This is a genomic window from Phascolarctobacterium sp. ET69, from assembly GCF_023336935.1.
GTDB classification, from domain to species: Bacteria; Bacillota; Negativicutes; order Acidaminococcales; family Acidaminococcaceae; genus Fusicatenibacter_A; species Fusicatenibacter_A intestinipullorum.
The window spans coordinates 20,892-40,566 of record NZ_JAMBLR010000007.1 but is presented as its reverse complement, the minus strand read 5'-3'; the positions used below and the strand labels follow the sequence as shown (position 1 = coordinate 40,566).

Annotated in this window: 20 protein-coding genes; 2 read left to right on the top strand and 18 right to left on the bottom strand. The window is 46.7% G+C overall.

Annotated elements, in window-relative coordinates:
* Window positions 1-126 precede the first annotated feature (126 nt).
* Complete coding sequence (locus M3079_RS08725) at window positions 127-1,236, top strand: efflux RND transporter periplasmic adaptor subunit (protein WP_249078771.1); 1,110 nt, start codon at window positions 127-129, stop codon at window positions 1,234-1,236.
* A complete protein-coding gene (locus M3079_RS08720; protein WP_249078770.1) occupies window positions 1,236-4,271 on the top strand; it encodes an efflux RND transporter permease subunit in 3,036 nt (1,011 codons plus the stop codon). The genes M3079_RS08725 and M3079_RS08720 overlap by 1 nt, the downstream gene beginning before the upstream one ends.
* Window positions 4,272-4,514: 243 nt before the next feature.
* Here the strand turns inward: M3079_RS08720 and aroQ are convergent, their stop codons facing one another.
* The 18 genes from aroQ to M3079_RS08630 all read right to left on the bottom strand — a co-directional run bounded on the left by aroQ (window position 4,515) and on the right by M3079_RS08630 (window position 19,670).
* Window positions 4,515-4,955, bottom strand: a complete 441-nt coding sequence (aroQ, locus tag M3079_RS08715) for a type II 3-dehydroquinate dehydratase (protein ID WP_249078769.1) — start codon at window positions 4,953-4,955, stop codon at window positions 4,515-4,517.
* The gene (locus M3079_RS08710) at window positions 4,952-5,452 is read right to left on the bottom strand and encodes a shikimate kinase (RefSeq protein ID WP_021716531.1); all 501 of its coding nucleotides are present in this window, start codon (window positions 5,450-5,452) and stop codon (window positions 4,952-4,954) included. The genes aroQ and M3079_RS08710 overlap by 4 nt, the downstream gene beginning before the upstream one ends.
* Complete coding sequence (locus M3079_RS08705; protein WP_249078766.1) at window positions 5,452-6,270, bottom strand: shikimate dehydrogenase; 819 nt, start codon at window positions 6,268-6,270, stop codon at window positions 5,452-5,454. The genes M3079_RS08710 and M3079_RS08705 overlap by 1 nt, the downstream gene beginning before the upstream one ends.
* Before the next feature lie 2 nt (window positions 6,271-6,272).
* Window positions 6,273-7,403, bottom strand: coding sequence for a prephenate dehydratase (pheA, locus tag M3079_RS08700; RefSeq protein ID WP_249078765.1), 1,131 nt, complete (start codon window positions 7,401-7,403; stop codon window positions 6,273-6,275).
* Between the two features lies 1 nt (window position 7,404).
* On the bottom strand, window positions 7,405-8,490 hold the full coding sequence (gene aroC, locus M3079_RS08695; protein ID WP_249078762.1) for a chorismate synthase: 1,086 nt from the start codon (window positions 8,488-8,490) through the stop codon (window positions 7,405-7,407).
* Window positions 8,487-9,782: a 3-phosphoshikimate 1-carboxyvinyltransferase gene (gene aroA, locus M3079_RS08690; protein WP_249078760.1), complete on the bottom strand. Its 1,296-nt coding sequence runs from the start codon at window positions 9,780-9,782 to the stop codon at window positions 8,487-8,489. Before aroA ends, aroC begins: the two co-directional genes overlap by 4 nt.
* A gap of 2 nt (window positions 9,783-9,784) precedes the next feature.
* Entirely contained in the window at window positions 9,785-10,852 is a 1,068-nt protein-coding gene (aroB, locus tag M3079_RS08685; protein ID WP_249078758.1) for a 3-dehydroquinate synthase, read from the bottom strand.
* On the bottom strand, window positions 10,849-11,730 hold the full coding sequence (locus tag M3079_RS08680; protein WP_249078756.1) for a prephenate dehydrogenase: 882 nt from the start codon (window positions 11,728-11,730) through the stop codon (window positions 10,849-10,851). Before M3079_RS08680 ends, aroB begins: the two co-directional genes overlap by 4 nt.
* A 45-nt stretch (window positions 11,731-11,775) precedes the next feature.
* A complete protein-coding gene (aroF, locus tag M3079_RS08675; RefSeq protein WP_021716538.1) occupies window positions 11,776-12,789 on the bottom strand; it encodes a 3-deoxy-7-phosphoheptulonate synthase in 1,014 nt (337 codons plus the stop codon).
* A 378-nt stretch (window positions 12,790-13,167) separates the two neighbouring features.
* The gene (locus tag M3079_RS08670; RefSeq protein WP_249078754.1) at window positions 13,168-13,902 is read right to left on the bottom strand and encodes a sulfite exporter TauE/SafE family protein; all 735 of its coding nucleotides are present in this window, start codon (window positions 13,900-13,902) and stop codon (window positions 13,168-13,170) included.
* 51 nt (window positions 13,903-13,953) lie between these two features.
* Entirely contained in the window at window positions 13,954-14,700 is a 747-nt protein-coding gene (locus M3079_RS08665; protein WP_249078752.1) for a sulfite exporter TauE/SafE family protein, read from the bottom strand.
* Entirely contained in the window at window positions 14,697-15,593 is an 897-nt protein-coding gene (locus tag M3079_RS08660; RefSeq protein WP_249078750.1) for a S1-like domain-containing RNA-binding protein, read from the bottom strand. Before M3079_RS08660 ends, M3079_RS08665 begins: the two co-directional genes overlap by 4 nt.
* Window positions 15,586-15,948, bottom strand: coding sequence for a ribosome silencing factor (rsfS, locus tag M3079_RS08655; RefSeq protein ID WP_249078748.1), 363 nt, complete (start codon window positions 15,946-15,948; stop codon window positions 15,586-15,588). Before rsfS ends, M3079_RS08660 begins: the two co-directional genes overlap by 8 nt.
* Complete coding sequence (locus M3079_RS08650; RefSeq protein ID WP_249078746.1) at window positions 15,945-17,015, bottom strand: LCP family protein; 1,071 nt, start codon at window positions 17,013-17,015, stop codon at window positions 15,945-15,947. The genes rsfS and M3079_RS08650 overlap by 4 nt, the downstream gene beginning before the upstream one ends.
* A gap of 21 nt (window positions 17,016-17,036) precedes the next feature.
* Complete coding sequence (yqeK, locus tag M3079_RS08645) at window positions 17,037-17,609, bottom strand: bis(5'-nucleosyl)-tetraphosphatase (symmetrical) YqeK (protein ID WP_021716544.1); 573 nt, start codon at window positions 17,607-17,609, stop codon at window positions 17,037-17,039.
* Between the two features lie 21 nt (window positions 17,610-17,630).
* Complete coding sequence (gene nadD, locus M3079_RS08640) at window positions 17,631-18,236, bottom strand: nicotinate-nucleotide adenylyltransferase (protein WP_249078744.1); 606 nt, start codon at window positions 18,234-18,236, stop codon at window positions 17,631-17,633.
* A gap of 44 nt (window positions 18,237-18,280) precedes the next feature.
* Window positions 18,281-18,463 carry a hypothetical protein gene (locus tag M3079_RS08635; RefSeq protein ID WP_021716546.1) on the bottom strand — a complete coding sequence of 61 codons (183 nt, stop codon included), beginning with the start codon at window positions 18,461-18,463 and terminating at the stop codon, window positions 18,281-18,283.
* Entirely contained in the window at window positions 18,456-19,670 is a 1,215-nt protein-coding gene (locus tag M3079_RS08630; protein WP_249078742.1) for an ABC transporter permease, read from the bottom strand. Before M3079_RS08630 ends, M3079_RS08635 begins: the two co-directional genes overlap by 8 nt.
* Between the last annotated feature and the right edge of the window lie 5 nt (window positions 19,671-19,675).

The window sequence follows — 19,675 nt, the reverse complement described above, 5'->3', positions numbered from 1 at the left end:
AAACTATTTTTTATCTTTTTTTACAAAATTTTATACTGTCCGGCAGGATTTTATATTTATTTAGCGAAGTTATAATCAATCAAACGATTGATTAATCTGATTCCATTTTCGGGAGGATTGTTATAAATGAAAAATTTTCTGGAAAACATGCACTTAACCAAAAAGCAGTGGTATTATCTTGGCGCAGTTTTGGGCATTTGTTTAATTTATTTTGCTTTTACCCATTTTAAAGGCAGCGAAGTTCCGCAAAAAACAATTCCTTATGTGCGCACAGTTACGGTAGGAACACAAACAGGCAGCAACTATGATGTTTACCCCGGAGAAGTACGCGGACGCTATGAAAGCAACCTTGCCTTTCAGGTTACCGGCAAAATAGTCAGGCGCCAGGCCAACCTTGGCGATACCGTAAAAGCCGGTGATGTTTTAATGGAAATCGACCCGCGCGACGTTAACGAAAGTGTTAATTCCGCAAGAGCTGCCGTAAGCGCCGCTTCGGCAAACTTTCTGCTTGCTTCTGATAACGCCCAGCGTTACAGAACTTTATATACGCAGGGCGCCGTAAGCAAAGCAACGCTTGACCAGTACAACACCCAGCTTGAAGCACAGCAGGCGGCGTTAAATCAGGCCAAAGCGCAATATCAGGCGGCACTGAACCAGCTTAATTACACGCGCTTAACAAGCGACCACGACGGTGTTGTATCCTCCGTTACCGGCGAAGTTGGGCAGGTTGCTGCTGCCGGTACGCCTGTAATAACCGTTGTGCAGTCCGGCGAAAAAGAAGTGCATATCTATATCCCCGAAAATAAACTTGCTTCAATTCACCCCGGCCAGAGCGCAGTTATAGATTTCTGGGCGCTGCAAAACATTACTGCCGAAGGGCAGATAAGAGAAATTGCGCCTATGGCAGACCCTGCCACCCGTACTTACGAAGTAAAAGTAAGCATTAACAATATGCCGCCGCAAGCAAAGCTTGGCATGACAGCCAAAGTAAGTTTCACCGGCGGCACATCTGATATTGTAACTCTCCCGAAATCTGCAATTTATCAAACCGAAAACACGCCTCAGGTATGGATAGTAAAAGATAACCACGTAACCCTTGTGCCGGTAGAAATTGCCGGTTACGAAAACAACAGCGTTAAAATTACAAACGGCCTGCAAAAAGGCGACATAGTAGTAACAGGCGGTACAACAAAATTATCTGCCAATCAGGAAGTGCGGCTGGAAGGTGAGGAATAATGAAAAACGGCAATCTCGCTTCATGGTCTATTGAACATAAACAGATAATTTATTTTTTCATGTTTCTTTGCCTTGTTGCCGGTATTTATTCCTATAACATTCTCGGCCGCTCGGAAGACCCGGTATATACAGTTAAGCAAATGGTTATATCGGCTGCATGGCCCGGCGCAACAGCCAAAGAAATGGAAATGCAGGTTACAGATAAAATTGAAAAAGAAGCCCAGACCCTGCCGGATATTGATTTTATTACAAGTTATTCGCGCCCAGGGCAGTGCGTTGTTAACGTTTACCTTAAAGAGCATGTTCCAACCGATAAGGTACGCAGCCACTGGCTGGAACTGCGCAATATTGTAAACGATATTAAAACCGACCTGCCGGAAGGCGTTTACGGGCCTTATTTTAACGACCGTTTCGACGATGTATACGGCAATATATACGCAATCACCTCCGAAAGCTTCGGCTACGAAGATATGCGTAAAGAAGCCGAAGAAATTAAACGCATTTTTTATACCGTGCCCGATGTAAAAAAAGTTGAACTTATCGGCGTGCAGCCGGAAAAAATTTATCTGGAAGTATCCAACGATAAACTTTCACAGCTTGGCATTTCGCTTGATACGCTTGCAAGCGCCATAAAATCGCAGTCCGCAGTTGTGCCTGCCGGTATGGCAGAAAGCACGGACAACAATGTTTACATGCGCCTTACCGGCTTGCCGGATACACTGAAAGAAATCGGCAGCATCCCGGTTAATGCCAACGGGCGCATTTTCCGCCTTGATGACATTGCCAAAGTTACCCGCGGTTATGCCGACCCTCCCGAGCCCAAAATTTATTTTAACGGACAGCCTGCCATCGGCATTTCCATTTCCATGGAAGACGGCGGCAACAATATCCGCCTGGGCGAAAACCTTGCCAAAACCGTAGCGCAAATAGAAAGCAGGCTGCCGCTGGGCTTTGAACTGCACCAGGTAGCCAATCAGCCGGAAGTTGTTAAAAACTCTATAGATGAATTTACCCAGAGCTTAAAGGAAGCCGTTATTATAGTTCTGGCAGTAAGCCTGTTCAGCCTTGGCAAACGCTGCGGCTATGTTATTTCCGTATGTATTCCGCTTGTACTGCTCGGCACTTTTATCGGCATGTATGCACTTGGCATTGACCTGCACAAAGTATCGCTTGGGGCTTTAATTGTGGCCCTTGGCATGCTGGTTGATGATGCCATTGTTGTTGTGGAACTGATGGAAATAAAACTTGCCGAAGGCTGGGAACGCAAACGCGCGGCGGCTTATGCTTTTGAAACCTGCGCGTTTCCGCTTTTGACCGGTACAATTATAACCTGCGTAGGTTTTACGCCGATATATTTTTCGCGCGGCAGCGTTGGCGAATTTGCAGGCAGCCTGTTTACCGTTATCAGCCTGGCGCTGATGCTTTCATGGGTTGTATCGGCAACGGTAGCGCCTGTATTGGGTTACGAATGGGTTCACCCGAAAAAAATTGCCGAAGGCAGCGCATATACAACTCCGTTTTACCAAAAATTCCGCAGCCTGCTTACATGGTCGCTGGCACACCGTTTAACGGTAATTGCCGTAACTATAGGCATTTTCTTCGGCTCGCTCTTTTTAAGCAAATTCATCAACAAAGAGTTCTTTCCTCCTTCCGTACGTCCGGAACTTTTAACCGAACTTAACCTGCCGGAAGGCACGAGCATTAAAACAACCGAAGAAATTGCCCTTAAAATTACATCAGAAATTAAAGATGACCCCGATATTGCAAGTGTAGCTACCTATATCGGCGAAAGCGCACCGCGTTTTGTGCTTGTTGCAGAGCCAGTACAGCCGCGCGAAAATTACGCACAGCTTGTCATTCTGGCAAAAGACGTAAAAGCCAAAGAACGTGTTTCGCAAAAGGTTTCCGCACTTATTAACCAAAAATATCCGGAGGTTTTAACTTACAGCAAATCCATCTCCCTTGGGCCTCCGTCCGAATATCCGGTTATGCTGCGCGTTTCCGCACCGACGGATGAACTTGCCAAAAGGTATGCACAAAAAGTACGCGAAGAAATGGAAAAACATCCTGCTGTTATCATGACCAGATTTAACTGGATGGAAAAAACGGGCGCGTTAAAAGTAGAAATTGACAACGACAAGCTGCGCCAGATGGGTATTGACCGCCAGACTGTATCCATGGCTTTGCAGGCAGAACTTTCCGGCTATACCGTAGCACAGTATTACGAAGGCGACCAGGCTATTGATATCGTTTTCCGACTGCCTGAAAGCGACCGCGAAAAACTTTCAGATTTAAGGATGCTGACCATACCGACTCCGGGCGGCAGCGTATCATTGGAACAGGTGGCAAACATCAGCTACGAAGCCGAAGACAATATGATCTGGCGGCGTAACCTTCTGCCGACAGTTACTGTTAATGCAGGTATCAGCGAAGGCTATACCGATAACGATGTTGCACAGCAAATTTATGATTCCCTTGCGCCTCTGCGCGAAGAACTTCCGCCGGGTGTTGCCATTGATATCGGCGGACCTTTGGAAAACAGCAATAAAGCACTTAACTATTTAATAGAGCCTGTGCCTGCCATGTTTATCGTTATGATAATCCTGCTGATTATGCAGCTTAAAGATGTGCGCAAAATGATTGTAATTGCCTGCACGGCGCCAATGGGCGTTATAGGCGTTATGATTGGCCTTTTGCTGTTCGGTTCATCTCTTGGTTTTTTAGCGGAACTTGGTATTTTGGCACTGACGGGCATTATCATACGCAATTCGGTTGTGCTGCTCGACCAGATTGACCAGCATCTCGAAGCAGGCATGCCGCCTTATGAAGCTGTTTTGGAATCCGCCATAGTGCGTTTCCGCCCCATTATGCTCGCGGCTCTTACAACGGTGCTTGGCCTTGTGCCAATGTTTACCAATCCGTTTTGGGAATCCATGGCAATAGCAATTGCCTGCGGGTTGACTGGTGCAACCCTGCTGACGCTTGTTGTACTGCCTGTAATTTATTCTTTAATGTTTAAAATAACAAAGCCCTGAAATTATAAAGGAGCACTGTACTTATAAGGTATAGTGCTCCTGTTTTATTATCAGTCTTACAAAAAGCAAAACAGCCTGTACTGTAAAGCAATAAACAAAAACTGCGGCGGCTAAAATAATTACGCTTTATGCCGCAAGGTCAGCTGCGAAGCCTGACCGTTAGCGGAGGAGCCGCAGCATTTTTGTATTGCTGAAACAGTATTGGCTGTTTTGCTGCTGTTCAGTTATTAAATAATTAACCTGTCATTTATTTTCCAACAAAGCAGCCAGTGCACGCATGGCAAGGGCATAACCCATAAAGCCAAGCCCGCAAATCTGCCCCAGGCAGGCTGGAGCTGTTACAGATTTATGGCGGAACTCCTCACGCGCATGCACATTGCTTAAATGCACCTCAATAGCGGGCAGCGCCACGCCTTTTAAGGCATCCAAAATTGCCACGCTGTAATGGGTATATGCGGCAGGATTAATAACAATGCCGTCATATTTTCCGTATGCGTCCTGAATAAAACCTACCAGCTCACCTTCGTAATTGCTCTGGCAGATTTTAACATTAACCCCAATTTCTTCTGCCTGCTGCAAAATAAAAGCACACAAATCGGCGTAATCTTTGGCGCCATATACGTTTTTTTCGCGGATACCCAGCAAATTTATGTTAGGCCCGTTAATTACCAAAATATTTTTCATTTTTTCATCTCCCCGGCAATTTTTACAAGCTGGCTCAACACATTTTCTATGCTGTCTGCATTTTTTACAATGTAAGCGGCATATTTTCTGTAAAGTTCTATTCTTTCATCATAAAGCTCATAAACCCGCTGCGTTCCGGCAGCCAAAAGCGGCCGCGTTTTAATTTCAACATCATTTACAATAGCGTCCGCCGGGCGGTCTATAAAAACTATAATGCCGTTTTTGCCATAAGCAGCCATACTTGCCTCTTTTTTTACAACTCCGCCGCCTGCCGCAATAACGCAGTTTTCTTTACACGCCAAAAATTCAGCAGTCCTCTGCTCAGCTTCGCGGAAAACTTCTTCACCCTGGGCAAAAAACTCTTTAATGCTGTAAGGCTCCCGCTGCTCCAAAACGTCGTCGGCGTCATAAAATTCCATTTTAAGCTTTGCTGCCAAAAGTTTGCCCAGCGTTGTTTTTCCGCAGCCGGGCATACCAATTAAAACTATATTTTTCATTATTTTTCTGCCAGCCTCTGCATAATTTTCACTGCCAAATCAGTACCCAGTTTGCGCTGCTGCCAAATTTCCTGCGCTGCCACGGCCTGCGCCGCCAGCATTAAAAGCCCGTTTACGGCTGTTTTTCCGCAGGCACGTGCCATACGCAAAAATTCGGTTTCGGCAGGATTATAAATTAAATCTGCCGCCGCGCCGAAATTTTTAATAACGGCTTCCGTTACGGGGCTTACCCCTGTTTTGGGGTACATCCCTACCGGCGTACAGTTAATAATAATATCGCCCGTTTCTCCGGCAAGTTCCTCATAACTCAAACAGCGTGTTTTGATATTACCGCAGATTTCTACAACCTGCTGCGGAATTGCCTGCGGATTTCTTGACACCAGCAAAATTTCCTTTGCCCTGCTTTTTGCAAGGTACTGCACCACTGCGCGCGAAGCGCCGCCAATGCCGAGTACGGCTGCTTTTTTGCCTTCTGTTTTAATGCCGTAATATTCCAGCATCATGCCAAAACCGAGCCAGTCGGTATTATATCCGCAGCTTTTGCCGTTATTAAAGCTAATGGTATTTACGGCGCCAATAGCTGCTGCTTCAGCAGATATACTATCCAGAAACGGCATGACTTCTATTTTATGCGGAATAGTTACATTAACGCCTGTATATCTTTGCGCTAGTTCCGGCACAGCTGTTTTTAATGCTTCTGCCGGAAGTTCCAGCAGCTTATAATCCGCAGCAATATCCAGTTCTTCAAAAATCATTCCGTGTATTTGCGGCGACAGGCTGTGCCCAAGTTTTGCTCCCAATAAGCCAAAATGCTGCATCACTATCTCTCCCGTCCCATATCGCTGCGGTAGTTGCCTAAAATTTTAAAATACGCGCAGTTATCTTTCAGCATACGCACTGTTTCCTGCACATTGGTATCGGCAAGGTTGCCCACCAAATCAATATGGAAAAAATATTCCCACGACTTACCCTCAATCGGGCGCGATTCCAAATTGGTAAGGTTTAAGCCGCTGTGGTAAAAATACCCCAATACACGGTACAGCGAACCGGGCTCATGCTTAACTGCTATTACAAGTGTAATTTTATCGGCATCGGCACTGTGTTCCGCTTCATTGGCAATAATAATAAAACGTGTGGTGTTATTGCCGTTATAGTTAATATTGGCAGCTAAAATCTGCAAGCCGTACAACTCGGCAGCCTGTTTGCCTGCAACGGCTGCTTTATGAAGGCTGCCGCTTTCTTTAACGGCTTCTGCACTTTTAGACGTGCTGTAATACGGAATTAATTTCATCTGCGGATATTCCGTAAAAAAATCCTTGCACTGGGCAAACCCCTGCGGGTGCGAATATACCTCGGTAATTCCGCTGAGAACAGCCCCCGGCAGAGCCATTAAATTATGCTCTATCTTTACGCATTTTTCACCGGTAATATGGCAGTTATAGCGGCGCACAAGGTCATAAACTTCCGTAATGCCGCCGGTAGAAGAATTTTCAACCGGCAGAACGCCATAACGGATTTCACCGTTTTTTACGGCTTTTACCACGTCTTCAAACACGGAATAGTAATGCCTGTTAATATTCTTTCCCGCAAAATATTCTTCCATAGCTTTATGGCTGTAAGAACCCTCCACGCCAAAACAGCCTACTTCAAGCGGTACTGTTTCTACCGGTTCAGCACTTATCTGCTGTTCTTCCATTTTGCGGGCAATGGCCATAATTTCTTCCATCAATCCGGCTACTGCCGGAGCGTAATTTTTGTTGCGGAGCTTGCCCTGTGCTTTTTCTATTACCTTCAGCTCTCTTGCCCTGTCGCGCACAGGCAGGTTATTTTGCTTTTTGTATTCGGCAACCCGCAGCACTGCCTGCAAACGCCGTTCAAAAGCGTTTATTAAATTACTGTCGGCTTCGTCTATTTCCCGGCGGATGGCTTCCAAATCAAGTTTTTCTGTCATTTTATTTCTCTCCTGCCAGCAGCATATCCAAAATCACCCAGGCGGCAACACCTTCAATTACAGGCACGGCGCGCTGCACAATACAGGGGTCGTGCCTTCCTGTAATTACCAGTTCCGTATTGCTTTCCGTACTTAAATCAACCGTTTTCTGCACTTTGGCAATGCTCGGCGTAGGCTTTACGGCCGCCTTAAACAGCACCGGCATGCCGTTGGTAATACCGCCGGTAATGCCGCCGTTATTATTGGTGTAGGTTTTTACCATGCCGTTATCATAATACATCTGGTCATTGGCTTCGCTGCCCGGCATCTGTGCCAGCGCAAAACCTTTGCCAAATTCTATGCCTTTAACAGCAGGCACACTGAACAAGGCATGTGCCAAGCGGCTTTCCAGCGAATCGAAAAACGGCGCACCGATACCGGCAGGCAAGTTTATTGCCATGCACTCAATTACGCCGCCAACCGAATCACAGCTTTGTTTGGCAGCTAAAATCAGCTGCTGCATTTCGTTTCCGGCAGCGTCATCCAGCACCGGAAAAGTTTTCTGCGCCAATTCCGAAAAAGTATCCGCTCTTTCGCCAAGCGGATTAAACGGCGTATCTTTTACGCCTGCAACTGCTACTATATGCGCGCCAACGTAAATGCCACGCTTCGCCAGAATTTGCTTGGCTACGGCACCCATAAAAACCAAAGGAGCGGTCAATCTTCCGGAAAAATGCCCCCCGCCGCGGTAATCATTAAAGCCGTTATATTTTACTTTGCCGCTGTAATCGGCATGCCCCGGCCGCATCACATTTTTAAGTTTACTGTAATCGCCGCTGTGCTGGTCGCTGTTGGGTATTAAAACGCATAACGGCGTGCCTGTTGTTCTGCCTTCAAAAAAACCGCTTTCAATTATAAAAGCGTCTTTCTCATTCCGCGCTGTTGCAAGCGGGCTTTTTCCCGGTGCACGGCGCTGCATTTCTTTTTTTACAGCGTCAAGGTCTATTGCAAATCCCGGCGGCAAACCGTCTATTACACAGCCTATGCCAAGCCCGTGCGATTCACCGAAAATAGTAAGTTTTATTTTTTCACCCAAAGTTGCCGTCATAAATTTTCTCCCTGCTCATATTTGCCGCCCAAGCAGGAAAAATCCTGCCAAAAGGTGGGATATGATTTTTTTACGCTTTCGCTGCCTTCAATAATTACCGGCTCACGGCAGACAAGGCTTGCCACTGCCATGCTCATGGCTATGCGGTGGTCATTCCATGCAGAAACAACGCCGCCGCGCAACCCTTCCGGCTTGCCGTGAACGATAAGGCTTTCGGCTTTTTCTTCAATATCTGCGCCTAACTTATTAAGTTCTTCACTAATGGCGTGCAGGCGGTCACATTCTTTAATGCGCAAACGCCCGGCGTTAATAATTTCCGTAGTTTCTTTCGCCACAGCAGCAGCCACGGTCAGCACCGGAATTATGTCCGGGCAGTCAGCGGCATCAATAACAGTGCCGTGCAGGCGGCTTGTTTCTGCCAAAAGCCCGCCGTCAGCTGCGGATATTTTGCCGCCCATCGCCTGCAAAATATCTTTTACTGCCCTGTCGCCCTGCAAAGAAGCTGCTTCCGCACCAGCGCAGATAATATTTCCGTTAAGGCACCCGGCAGCAAGCCAGAACGCAGCCTGCGACCAGTCGCCTTCTACAACGGCGCTGCGGCATTGATATTTTTGCCCGCCGGGCACGGTAAATGTTTTATAATTATTGTTTACAACCTTTATGCCGTATTTTTTTAATGCGGAAAGCGTTAAATCAACATAACTCTGGGATTCCAGCGGCGTGGTAATAATAATTTCCGAATCGCCTTCAAGCAGCGGCAGCGCAAACAGCAAACCGCTGATAAACTGCGAACTTACATTGCCGGGCAAAGTAAATTTGCCGCTGTGCAGCCTGCCCTCAACTGTTACTGGCAGCCCCTGTGCCGGTGCGTATTTAACGCCCTGTATATCAAAAATATCGTAATACGGTTTCAGAGGGCGTTCTCCCAAGCGCCCCGCGCCTGTAAAAGTAACAGGCGCCCCGCACAACGCGCCAAGCGGCAGCAAAAAGCGCAGGGTAGACCCCGATTCACCGCAGTCACATTCATCACCAGTAGCTCTTACCGTGCCTTCACCGTAAATTTTAACGGCACTGCGCCCTTTAAACCGGCTTGCTGTAAGTTCCGACTGTACACCAAGCGCTTTTAAACAGCGCAGTGTTGCCTTTATATCATCCGACATGCTTATATTGTCTATAACGCTTATGCCCTGTGCCAGCGCGGCACAGATAATTTCGCGGTGCCCCATGCTTTTGGAAGAAGGCACATTTACAATTCCGCTTAACGCCCCCGGATATATTTTAACCTTAGCCATCTTTAACCCCGTTTAATATATTCAGGCAAATCCTGCCAGTTTGTTTTCTGCAAAAAACTCGTGCCGATATTTTTTAAAATAACCAGTGTAATGCTGCTGCCGCTTTTCTTTTTATCCATACCCGCAGCCTTCAAAAGTTCTTCATTACCGTAATCAGCATCAACAGGCAAATTATATTTTTTCAGCACATCATAAATTGCCGCCGCAGTTTCTCTTTCCGTCAAGCCAAACAGTTCCGTCTGCCTTGTTAACAGCAGCATGCCTATGCCAACGGCTTCGCCATGGGTAAAGCTTTCGTAATTACTGCATTTTTCCACCGCATGCCCTATGGTATGCCCAAAATTAAGTACCATACGCTCACCGGTATCAAACTCGTCATGCTCAACAATTTCTGCTTTTATTGCGCAGCAGCGTTCCACAATGCCGCCGATGTTTTCCAAAAGTTCATCATCGTCACGCATAGCGGCAATTTTTTCAAACAAAGCCCTGTCGCGTATGCAGCCATACTTAATTGCTTCCGCAAGCCCGTCGTGCAAAAAGCGCACCGGCAAAGTTTTTAAAAGCATAGTATCAATAAGCACCAGCTTAGGCTGATAAAAATTACCTACAAGGTTCTTGCCGGCAGGCAAATCAACCGCTACTTTGCCGCCCACACTGCTGTCAATCTGTGCCAGCAGCGATGTAGGAATCTGCACATAATCAACGCCGCGCAGAAATGTTGCCGCAGCAAAGCCGCCAAGGTCACCCGTAACACCGCCGCCAAGCGCAACTACAAGGTCGCTGCGGGTAATGCCTGCTTCCGCAAGCCTGTCATAAATTTTGGCAAGTTCAGCCAAGCATTTGCTTTTTTCCCCGGCAGGAAAAACAATGCGCGTTACTTTAAAGCCGCTGCCTGCAAGCGCCGCCTGCAAGCGTTTTCCATAAAGCGCATCAACATTGCTGTCGCTGATAACGGCAGCGCGCTGCGCCTTGCTGATGCTGCGGATTTTTTCTCCGGCAGTGTCCAAAAGCCCTGCGGCAATTTCTATATTATAGGATTTTGCACCCAAATTCACCCTGATAATGCTCATAAAACAATTTCCTTCCTGTGGCAGGCTGCCTTTTGCAAAAACTCCTGCAAACCTTCACGGTTATTTTCGTTAATCAGCTTCTGCAGCGTTTCAATTTGCGTTCTAAAATTTTCCAGTTCGCTTAAAACATTTTCGCGGTTTTCCAAAAACAAATCGCTCCACAAGTTTGCGTTAATATCGGCAATGCGCGTTACATCACGGAAACCGCCGCCAATAAACCAGCAGCTCTGCCCGCTGAACCTGTCGCTGTTAATAAGCGCCGCCGCAGCTGCATGCGGCAGATTGCTGGTATAGGCAATAATTTTATCGTGGCTTTCAGGCGTTATTTCTTCCACATGGCCGCAGCCAAGGCAAAGCGCAAAATTTTTCAGCCAGTTAACTGCCGCTTTACTGTTTGCAGGGGTAGGAACAACAATGTAATTGGCCCCGTTAAAAATTTCCGCCTGCGACATATCATAACCATTGCCCTGGCGCCCCGCCATCGGATGGCCGGAAATAAATTCCGCACCCTCCGGCACAAGCTGCTGCGCCTCATAAGGCAGGCTGCCCTTTCTGCCCGATACATCCGTTATTACTGCGCCCTTTTTTATAAACGGCGCTGCCTGCCGCAAAAATTCCGTAACCGCCTTGGGGTAGATGCAGCAGATTATTACATCTGCCTCAGCCAGATAAGCCCCGGCATTTTCATAAGCGCGGTCTATAACTCCGTCTGCCAGTGCCTGCTGCAAAACATTTTTATTAACATCAACGCCGGTAATGTTTTTTACACCCAGCCGCCTTAACGCTTTGGCATAAGAACCTCCTATCAGTCCCATGCCGATAATGGCAAAGCATTGTTCCTGCAATCTGCTGCAAAAGCCTGCGTCCACTAAAGTCACTCCTTCTATCCTTCTATCCTTCCATACTACCAATTATACTGCATTTTACAGTTCTCTGCCCACAATCTTGGCAATGCCGCTCAGTTCGCCCATCAAACGTGCGAAACGTTCCGGTTTAAGCGACTGCGCACCATCGCACAAAGCGTGTTCCGGGTCATTGTGTACTTCAATTATTAAACCGTCTGCGCCTGCTGCAACAGCAGCTTTTGCCATTGGCTCAACCATCCACCACAAACCTGCTGCATGGCTCGGGTCTACAATAACCGGCAGATGGCTTAATTTTTTAACTGCCGGAATTGCGCTCAAATCAAGCGTATTGCGGGTGTAGGTTTCAAATGTGCGGATGCCGCGCTCGCACAAAATTACGTTGTCGTTGCCGCCTGCCATAATGTATTCTGCCGCCATCAGCCATTCTTCAATAGTTGCGGAAAGGCCGCGTTTTAACAGCACCGGCACGTTGGTTCTGCCAAGTTCTTTTAAAAGCTCAAAGTTCTGCATATTGCGTGCGCCAACCTGAATCAAATCAACGTCTTCAACAAAGCGTTCCAGCATTCTGGCGGACATAATTTCCGTTACAATCGGCAGCCCGGTTTCTTTACGTGCTATTTTTAAAAGGTCAAGCCCTTCTTCTTTTAATCCCTGGAAAGAGTATGGCGATGTACGCGGTTTGAAAGCACCGCCGCGCAGCAATGTTGCACCGGCAAGTTTTACGGATTTGGCAACGCCGACAATCTGCTTTTCATTTTCAACTGAACACGGGCCGGCAATAACCGCCAGCTTGCGCCCGCCTATTTTTACGCCGCTAACGTCAATAACGCTGTCTTCCGGGTGGAAGCTGCGGTTGGCACGTTTAAAAGGTTCCTGAACGCGCATTACCTTATCGACGCATTCGTTAACCTTCAACATGTTCATATCCAGCGCGCTGGTATCGCCGATAACGCCTAAAATAGTCTGGCCGCTGCCGACGATTTCATTAATCTGATAGCCTCTGCCTTCAAGGTTTTCCTTAATTTTTTTCCATTCTTGTTCCGGCGTGCCGGGTTTCATTACAATTACCATATTTCTCTCCCCTTTAATAATATTTGAATTTTTGATTAAACCTATAAAAAAAATCAGGCCTCGTAAGAGAGCCTGATTACAAAAACTTGTTTAATTTACAGCCAACTGCTGAAGTCAAGGCATCTGTTTACGGTATAACTTCTATGAGATTTTGAGCATGCAAAACGGCCAGCGCTAAAGTAAAAATAGCCCTGGCTAAAGCCGAAAAAGTATGCACTTTTAGCATTTTGCTGCCAAATCTGTTCCATAAATACACACACCTTAAAGTTATTTGATGTTGTAATTTTAACCTGCCGGAATAAAGCCGTCAAGCAAAAATACAAATTTTGGCAAAAATATTTTTTGCGCAAATTATTTTGTAAACAATGTTACAGCAATTTACATAAGCGCCGTTATGCCGCGGTATAATGCCGTGCAGGCACCGATAACGACAAAGCCTTTGCTGAGCCGTATAAATAAACGCTGGTTAATTTTATGAAAGCAGCGCTCACCCAGCCACATGCCTAAAAGCAGCGGCAGTGCAGCATAAACTGCAAGCAGCATTAAATCCGCACTGATGAAACTTCCTGCTGCCAACAGCGATGCCATTGTACCAAGACTGCCAAAGGCAAAAATCCAGCACATATTGGCGCGCGTTACCGTTTTATCACGCCCTTCTGCCAAAAAGTACAGCGCCACCGGCGGGCCGCTGATACTCGTCATTGCCGCCGAAAAACCGCTTATAAACCCTGCGGCAATGCGCCCGGCAGTTTTATTCTGTATGTTAATTTTAAATTTTCTGCCCATTAAAAGCATTACGGCAAGCAGCATTATGCCCAGTAAAATTTGTAAATACGCCGCCGGTATGGCATTTAAAACGTAACCGCCGGGAATGCTGCCCATAATACTGCCGAAAACGGTTACCAAAACCGTATGCCACTCAAAATCGCGGCGCGTATTCCACAGCGCCACAACTTTGGCAAGAAACGTACCAAAAATAATAAACACCACGGTTTCTTTAGGCCCTAAAACCGGCATTAAAAACGGCACTGCCACCAAAGAAAGCGTAAAGCCTGTAACGGCAAAAAACAAAGAAGCTATAAAAACACTTACAGAAATATATAAAACAAACAATATATCCGTAATTTTCAGCCTCCTTCTTTTGCCTTTTATTATGCGTAAATTTTACAATAAAGCCGTTATGCCGCGGTATAACGCCGTGCAGGCGCCGATAACAATAAAAATCTGCGTAAGCCTTATAAACAAATGCTGATTGATTTTATAAAAACAGCGTTCACCAATCCATGTGCCCAAAAGCATAGGCAAAGTAAAATAAGCCGCCAGCAGCATTAAATCGCCGCTGATGCTGCTGCCCGAAAGAGCCAGTGAAAACATGGTACCAATATTGCCGAAGGCAAAAATCCAGCACATGTTGGCACGCGTTACAAGCTTATCACGCCCTTCGGTTAAAAAATACAAGGCAACCGGCGGGCCGCTGATGCTTGTTGTTGCAGCGGAAAAACCGCTTAAAAAGCCTGCCGTTATACGCCCAACAGTTTTATTTTTAACGCTTAAATCAAAGTGCATGCCCATCATAAAAAGTACAATTACAAGCACGGTTCCCAGCAAAATCTGCAAATATGCCGGTGATATGGCATTTAACAAATAACTTCCCGGCAGGCTGCCGAGCACACTGCCTGCAACGGTTACTGCCACAGTATGCCATTCAAAATGTTTGCGCGTATTCCACAGCACAATCATTTTTACAAGGCAGGTGCCAAAAATTATAAATACAACCGTTTCATGCGCACCCAAAACAGGCATTAAAAATGGCACTGCCACCAGAGCAAAACCGAACCCGGTAACAGTGCTGAATAAAGACGCCATAAATACACTTATTGAAACAAAAACAATAAGCAGTATGTCTGTCATTTTTTATTTTCCTCAGGATTTTCCAGCAAAATCGTCCAGCCTTCTTCCTGACGGATCAGCCCCTGACGCAAAAGACGCCCCAGGGCACGTTTAAACGCAGCCTTGCTGATGCCGAACTTTTCTTTAATAATTTCCATTGGCGTATCGTCGCAGTAAGGCATTTTGCCGCCGCGTTTCTTTAAAAAGCTTAAAATATCTTCCGCATCGGCAACCATGGCATGTTCCTTCTGCTGGCGCATGGAAAGGTTCAGCCTGCCGTCGGCACGGACATAAGCCACACGGGCGGTAATTTCCTGCCCGAAATCAAGCCTGCCGCCGGGCACTTCGCTGCGGTGCAGGAAGCCTAAAAAGCGCTGGTTGGTAAATATAAAAAATCCTTCCGGCAAAATATTATAAATCGTGCCTGTTACGGTATCGCCGACTTTAATGCCGGAGGCCGGTTTGGATGCCTTCTGCATTTCCTTGTCCACGCGCATGCTTACAGCCTGACGGCCTGTTTTATCGCGGTACAGCTTAACCCATACAAGCTGCCCCGGCGACACATGCCCGCGCATCTGGCTGTACGGCAAAAATACGCCGCGCTCTGCTCCGATATCGACAAAACCACCGTCGCGCGTAACGCTTAAAACTTTAACATAGCCAAGCTGCCCTTCACGCATTTTGGGCAGTTTCATGCTGGCGGTAAGGCGTCCGTGCGGGTCGAGATACAGGTAAACCTTAACGGAATCGCCAACCTTTACCTCGGTTTCCTGCTGCAATTTATGCAGTAAAATATCGTCGTCGGTATTGCCGGTGCCTGCGTCCAAAAATACACCCATTTCAGAAGCACGCACCGCTTTTAAAGTTACTACATCACCGGGACGGTATTTGGCATGCGGCTGCACTTTATTCATTTTCTTCCTCCGCAAAAGATTCCGAAGGAGCGTCTGCCCACAACTGTTCCAAATTATAAAAATCGCGGTCTTCTTCTAAAAAGATATGCGCCACGCAGTCGCCGTAATCCATTAAAATCCAGCGGCCTTCGGCATATCCTTCTGTATGGGAAGGCAGAATACCTTCTTCTGCCAGTTTTTCTTCAATATTGTCGGCAACAGCTTTAACAAGCGTTACGTTATCTGCGCTGGCAATAATAAAATAATCTGTCAAGGGCGAAAGGTTTTCCATGTTTAAAAGCAAAATATCCCTTGCCTTTTTGTCAGATGCTGCGGCAGCGATTTTGCGTGCTACCTGCTGAGGGGTTAAATTCATTGTTCAGCCTCCTTTGCTGTGTTGTCATTATTTTTTATGTTTTCTTCTGCCGGTCCGGCATTATCTGCTGTACGGCTTTCGGTTTCCCCTTCGTCTTTCATATAGGGAATACCAAGTTCATCCAAAGTTCTTTCAACCTGCTGCTGCGAAGTACGCCAATAGCTTATACCGTCGGGCGCATCATAAAAATCGCCGTAAAGCATGCAGCTTTTTAAATTCTGGTCGCCAAAAAGTTTAAAGGTGTTGGCAGCCTTAATCATCGTTATGGTATCCATATCGGTTTCCACATGGCGGTCTACCGTAGAAAACAGCGCCGGTATTTTGGTAACGGTATCAATATTAAAAATCTGCGCCGCCAGTGCCATCATAAATTTCTGCTGGCGCTGCACGCGTCCGATATCGCCAAGCTCATCCTTTCGGAAACGCACATACTGCCCGGCAAGCTCACCGTTTAAATGCTGGTAGCCGTGCTTGATGTCAATTACAAGGTCGGCGTAAGGGTCTTCGTAGTACATATCCTTGTCAACGTATAAATCAACGCCGCCGATAATGTCGATTGATTCTTTAAACGCGCGCCAGTCTACAAGCACATAATAGTGAATAGGCACGCGCAAAAGATTGGCAACGGTTTGCTTGGCAAGCATTACGCCGCCGTAAGCATACGCTGCGTTGATTTTATCATACCCTTTGTGCCCGGGTATCTGCACCATGGTATCGCGCGGCATGGATACAAGCGCCACCTCGTTGCCTTCGGGGTCGAAACTTGCCAGCATCATGGCGTCTGTACGCTTCGGTTCGCTTTCTGCCGCTTCGCTGTCGCCGTCGTCAATGCCCAGAAGCAATACGTTAATGCGGCTGTTAAGCGTTTCATCCGCCGTTATTTTGCTGTCGGCACCAACAACATCCACCTTGGGCGGTGCAATAAGATTATCATAGCACCATACCGCGCCCCAAAAACCTGCTGTTACAACAGCGGCCAGCAGCACTATAAAAAATACCAGCCTTCCCCATCTCAGCCTGCGTTTGCGGTGCGGGCGCTGCGGAAGGTTATCTTCTTCTAAAGCCATAAAAATCTCCTAACAGCAAGTTTACTTTTTTAATTTTACAATCAGCTGGTTATATCCAAAAATGCAGTCCGGGTGAATTAAAAGTTTATTGTCCAGCAAATATTCAATGGTATTGGCGTAAGATTTAACCATGGCTTTTTCCAGATTTTCAAAGCAAACCTTACGCAGTTTTTCCACGCCGTCAAAATCCCTGCCCGGCTCAATCAGGTCTGCCAGGTATACAACCATATCCAGCTCCGTCATATCGGGAGCACCGGTGCTGTGCAGCCTGATTGCTTCCAAAATTTCCGGGTCGGTTATGCCGTATTTATGTTCCGCAAAATAAGCGCCCATTTTTGCATGCAGCAAAATCGGCTGGCGGCGTTCCACATAATCAACTTCCATGCCAAGTTCTTCGGCTTTTTCAACCTGTTTATCGGTCGGCACTTCACGCCCGCAATCATGCAAAAGTGCGGCAACGGCAACTTTTTCCTGCGGCATGCCGTAATGCTCTGCCATTTTCAGCGCCGTTTCGTAAACGCCGAGCGAATGTTTAAAACGTTTGGGCGGCAATGCTTTTTCCAGCATATCCTTCATTTCCTGAATTGTAAGCATTTATTGTTTCCTTCCTTCCGCTTAACGGTATAAACCCTTCTCTAAAATATAGTCACGCACCGCTTCCGGCACCATGCCGTCAATGCTTTCGCCGTTTTTTATGCACTCGCGTATTTCCGTTGACGATACGGGTTGCTCAGGCATTTTTAAAAGCATAATTTTTTCTTCGCCAAGCCCGCCGAAATATTCACGCGCACGGGCAAAGGCTTTGGCATAACCCGGCCTTGCCACGGCAACAAACGTAACTTCATTCAGTAATTCATAAATATGGTTCCATGTATTAAGCTGAGGCACGGAATCCGCACCAACAATAAAATACAGCTCATATCCCGGATACTGCTTTTTTAATTCCAGCACCGTATCATAAGTATAGGAAATGCCGCTGCGTTTTAACTCTACATCGCTGACATCAAAATAAGGGTAATCCTGTACTGCCAGTTCCGTCATGCGGTAACGGTCTGCTGCCGGAGCAAACTCCAGCCCTATTTTATGCGGTGCAATAAAGGCCGGCACAAAAATTACCTTATCCAGATTAAGGGTCTGGTACACAAATTCCGCGCTGCTCAAATGCCCTTTATGAACAGGGTCAAAAGACCCGCCGATAATGCCCAGCTTTTTTACTGTCACAGCTGCTTTCCTCCAAAATAAAACATATCTATCAAGTAATTATATCACATCTTGGCAAAAAATTGAGCAATTTCTTCTAATATCCAGATAATTATTGCAAAAAAAATTAAAGCTTTCAGCCGGTCTTTAATATCAAAAACAGTTTTAGGCCTTCTAAGATATTCATAGAAGGCCATTAAAACTTCTTTATATGTAGTTTTATGCTTTTTATCTTTGCCGTTATTCATAGCGCAGTGCCTCAATCGGGTCGAGCAGCGCAGCCTTGCGCGCCGGGTAAATGCCAAAGAACAGGCCTATGCCGACCGAAAACAGTACCGCTATTAAAATTACAGGTACGGAAATTATCGTCATCCACCCCGCAAAATAACTGATGGCATAAGAAGCGCCTACGCCAAGCAGTACGCCCAGCGTACCGCCGACAATACCTATAACCATCGCTTCAATTAAAAACTGCAGCAAAATATTATCATACGTTGCGCCTAACGCCTTGCGGATACCGATTTCACGAGTACGCTCCGTAACCGAAACCAGCATAATATTCATAATGCCAATGCCGCCTACCAGAAGGCTGATTGCCGCTATGCAGCCCAAAAGCATGGTAATGGTATTTGCCGTTTCCATCATGGTATCCATTAACGCCGCCAGATTGCGCACCGTAAAATCATCATACTCATCATCCTGAATTTTATGGCGTACGCGCAGGAGCGCTTCCACATCCGCCTGAACCTGGTCAACAACATTTTCATTCTCTGCCTGAATGGTAATGCGGCTGATGTAAGTAATGCCCATCATACGGTTCTGCGCCGTTGTAAGCGGAATAAATACCACATCATCCTGGTCCTGTCCGCTGGAGGACTGGCCTTTCGTCTGCAAAACGCCGACAACCTTAAACGGCGCCTTATTAATGCGCACGGTTTTGCCAACAGCGTCGCCGTCCGGGAATAAATTATCTACAATAGTCTGCCCAATAACGCAGACACGGTCACGGCTCGTAATATCACGCTGGTTTAAATTGCGCCCGTCCTCAAGCTGATAGTTGCGGATATCGAGAATATTTGGCGTAGTGCCTTCAACACTTGTCGTCCAGTTCTGGTTGCCGGCAACAAGCTGGTAAGAACGCGAAACCGCAGGAGCTACGTGCGCAATGCCGTCAATCTGCTTTTCTATTGCCTCGGCGTCTTCGGCAGTAAGCCTGGCGCCTTCGCCCATCGGCAAACGTGCGCCGCTCGGCGTGCGCCCACCGCTCATTACAATTAAAAGGTTGCTGCCAAGGCTGGAAATATTGCTTTTTATCTGTTCCTTCACGCCAAAGCCAAGGCTTACCATGGCTATAACAGCACCGACGCCGATAATAATGCCCAAAAGCGTTAAAAATGTACGCAGTTTGTTGGTAAGCATACCGTCAAGCGCCATTTTAATGGATTCGTTAAACATCTGCC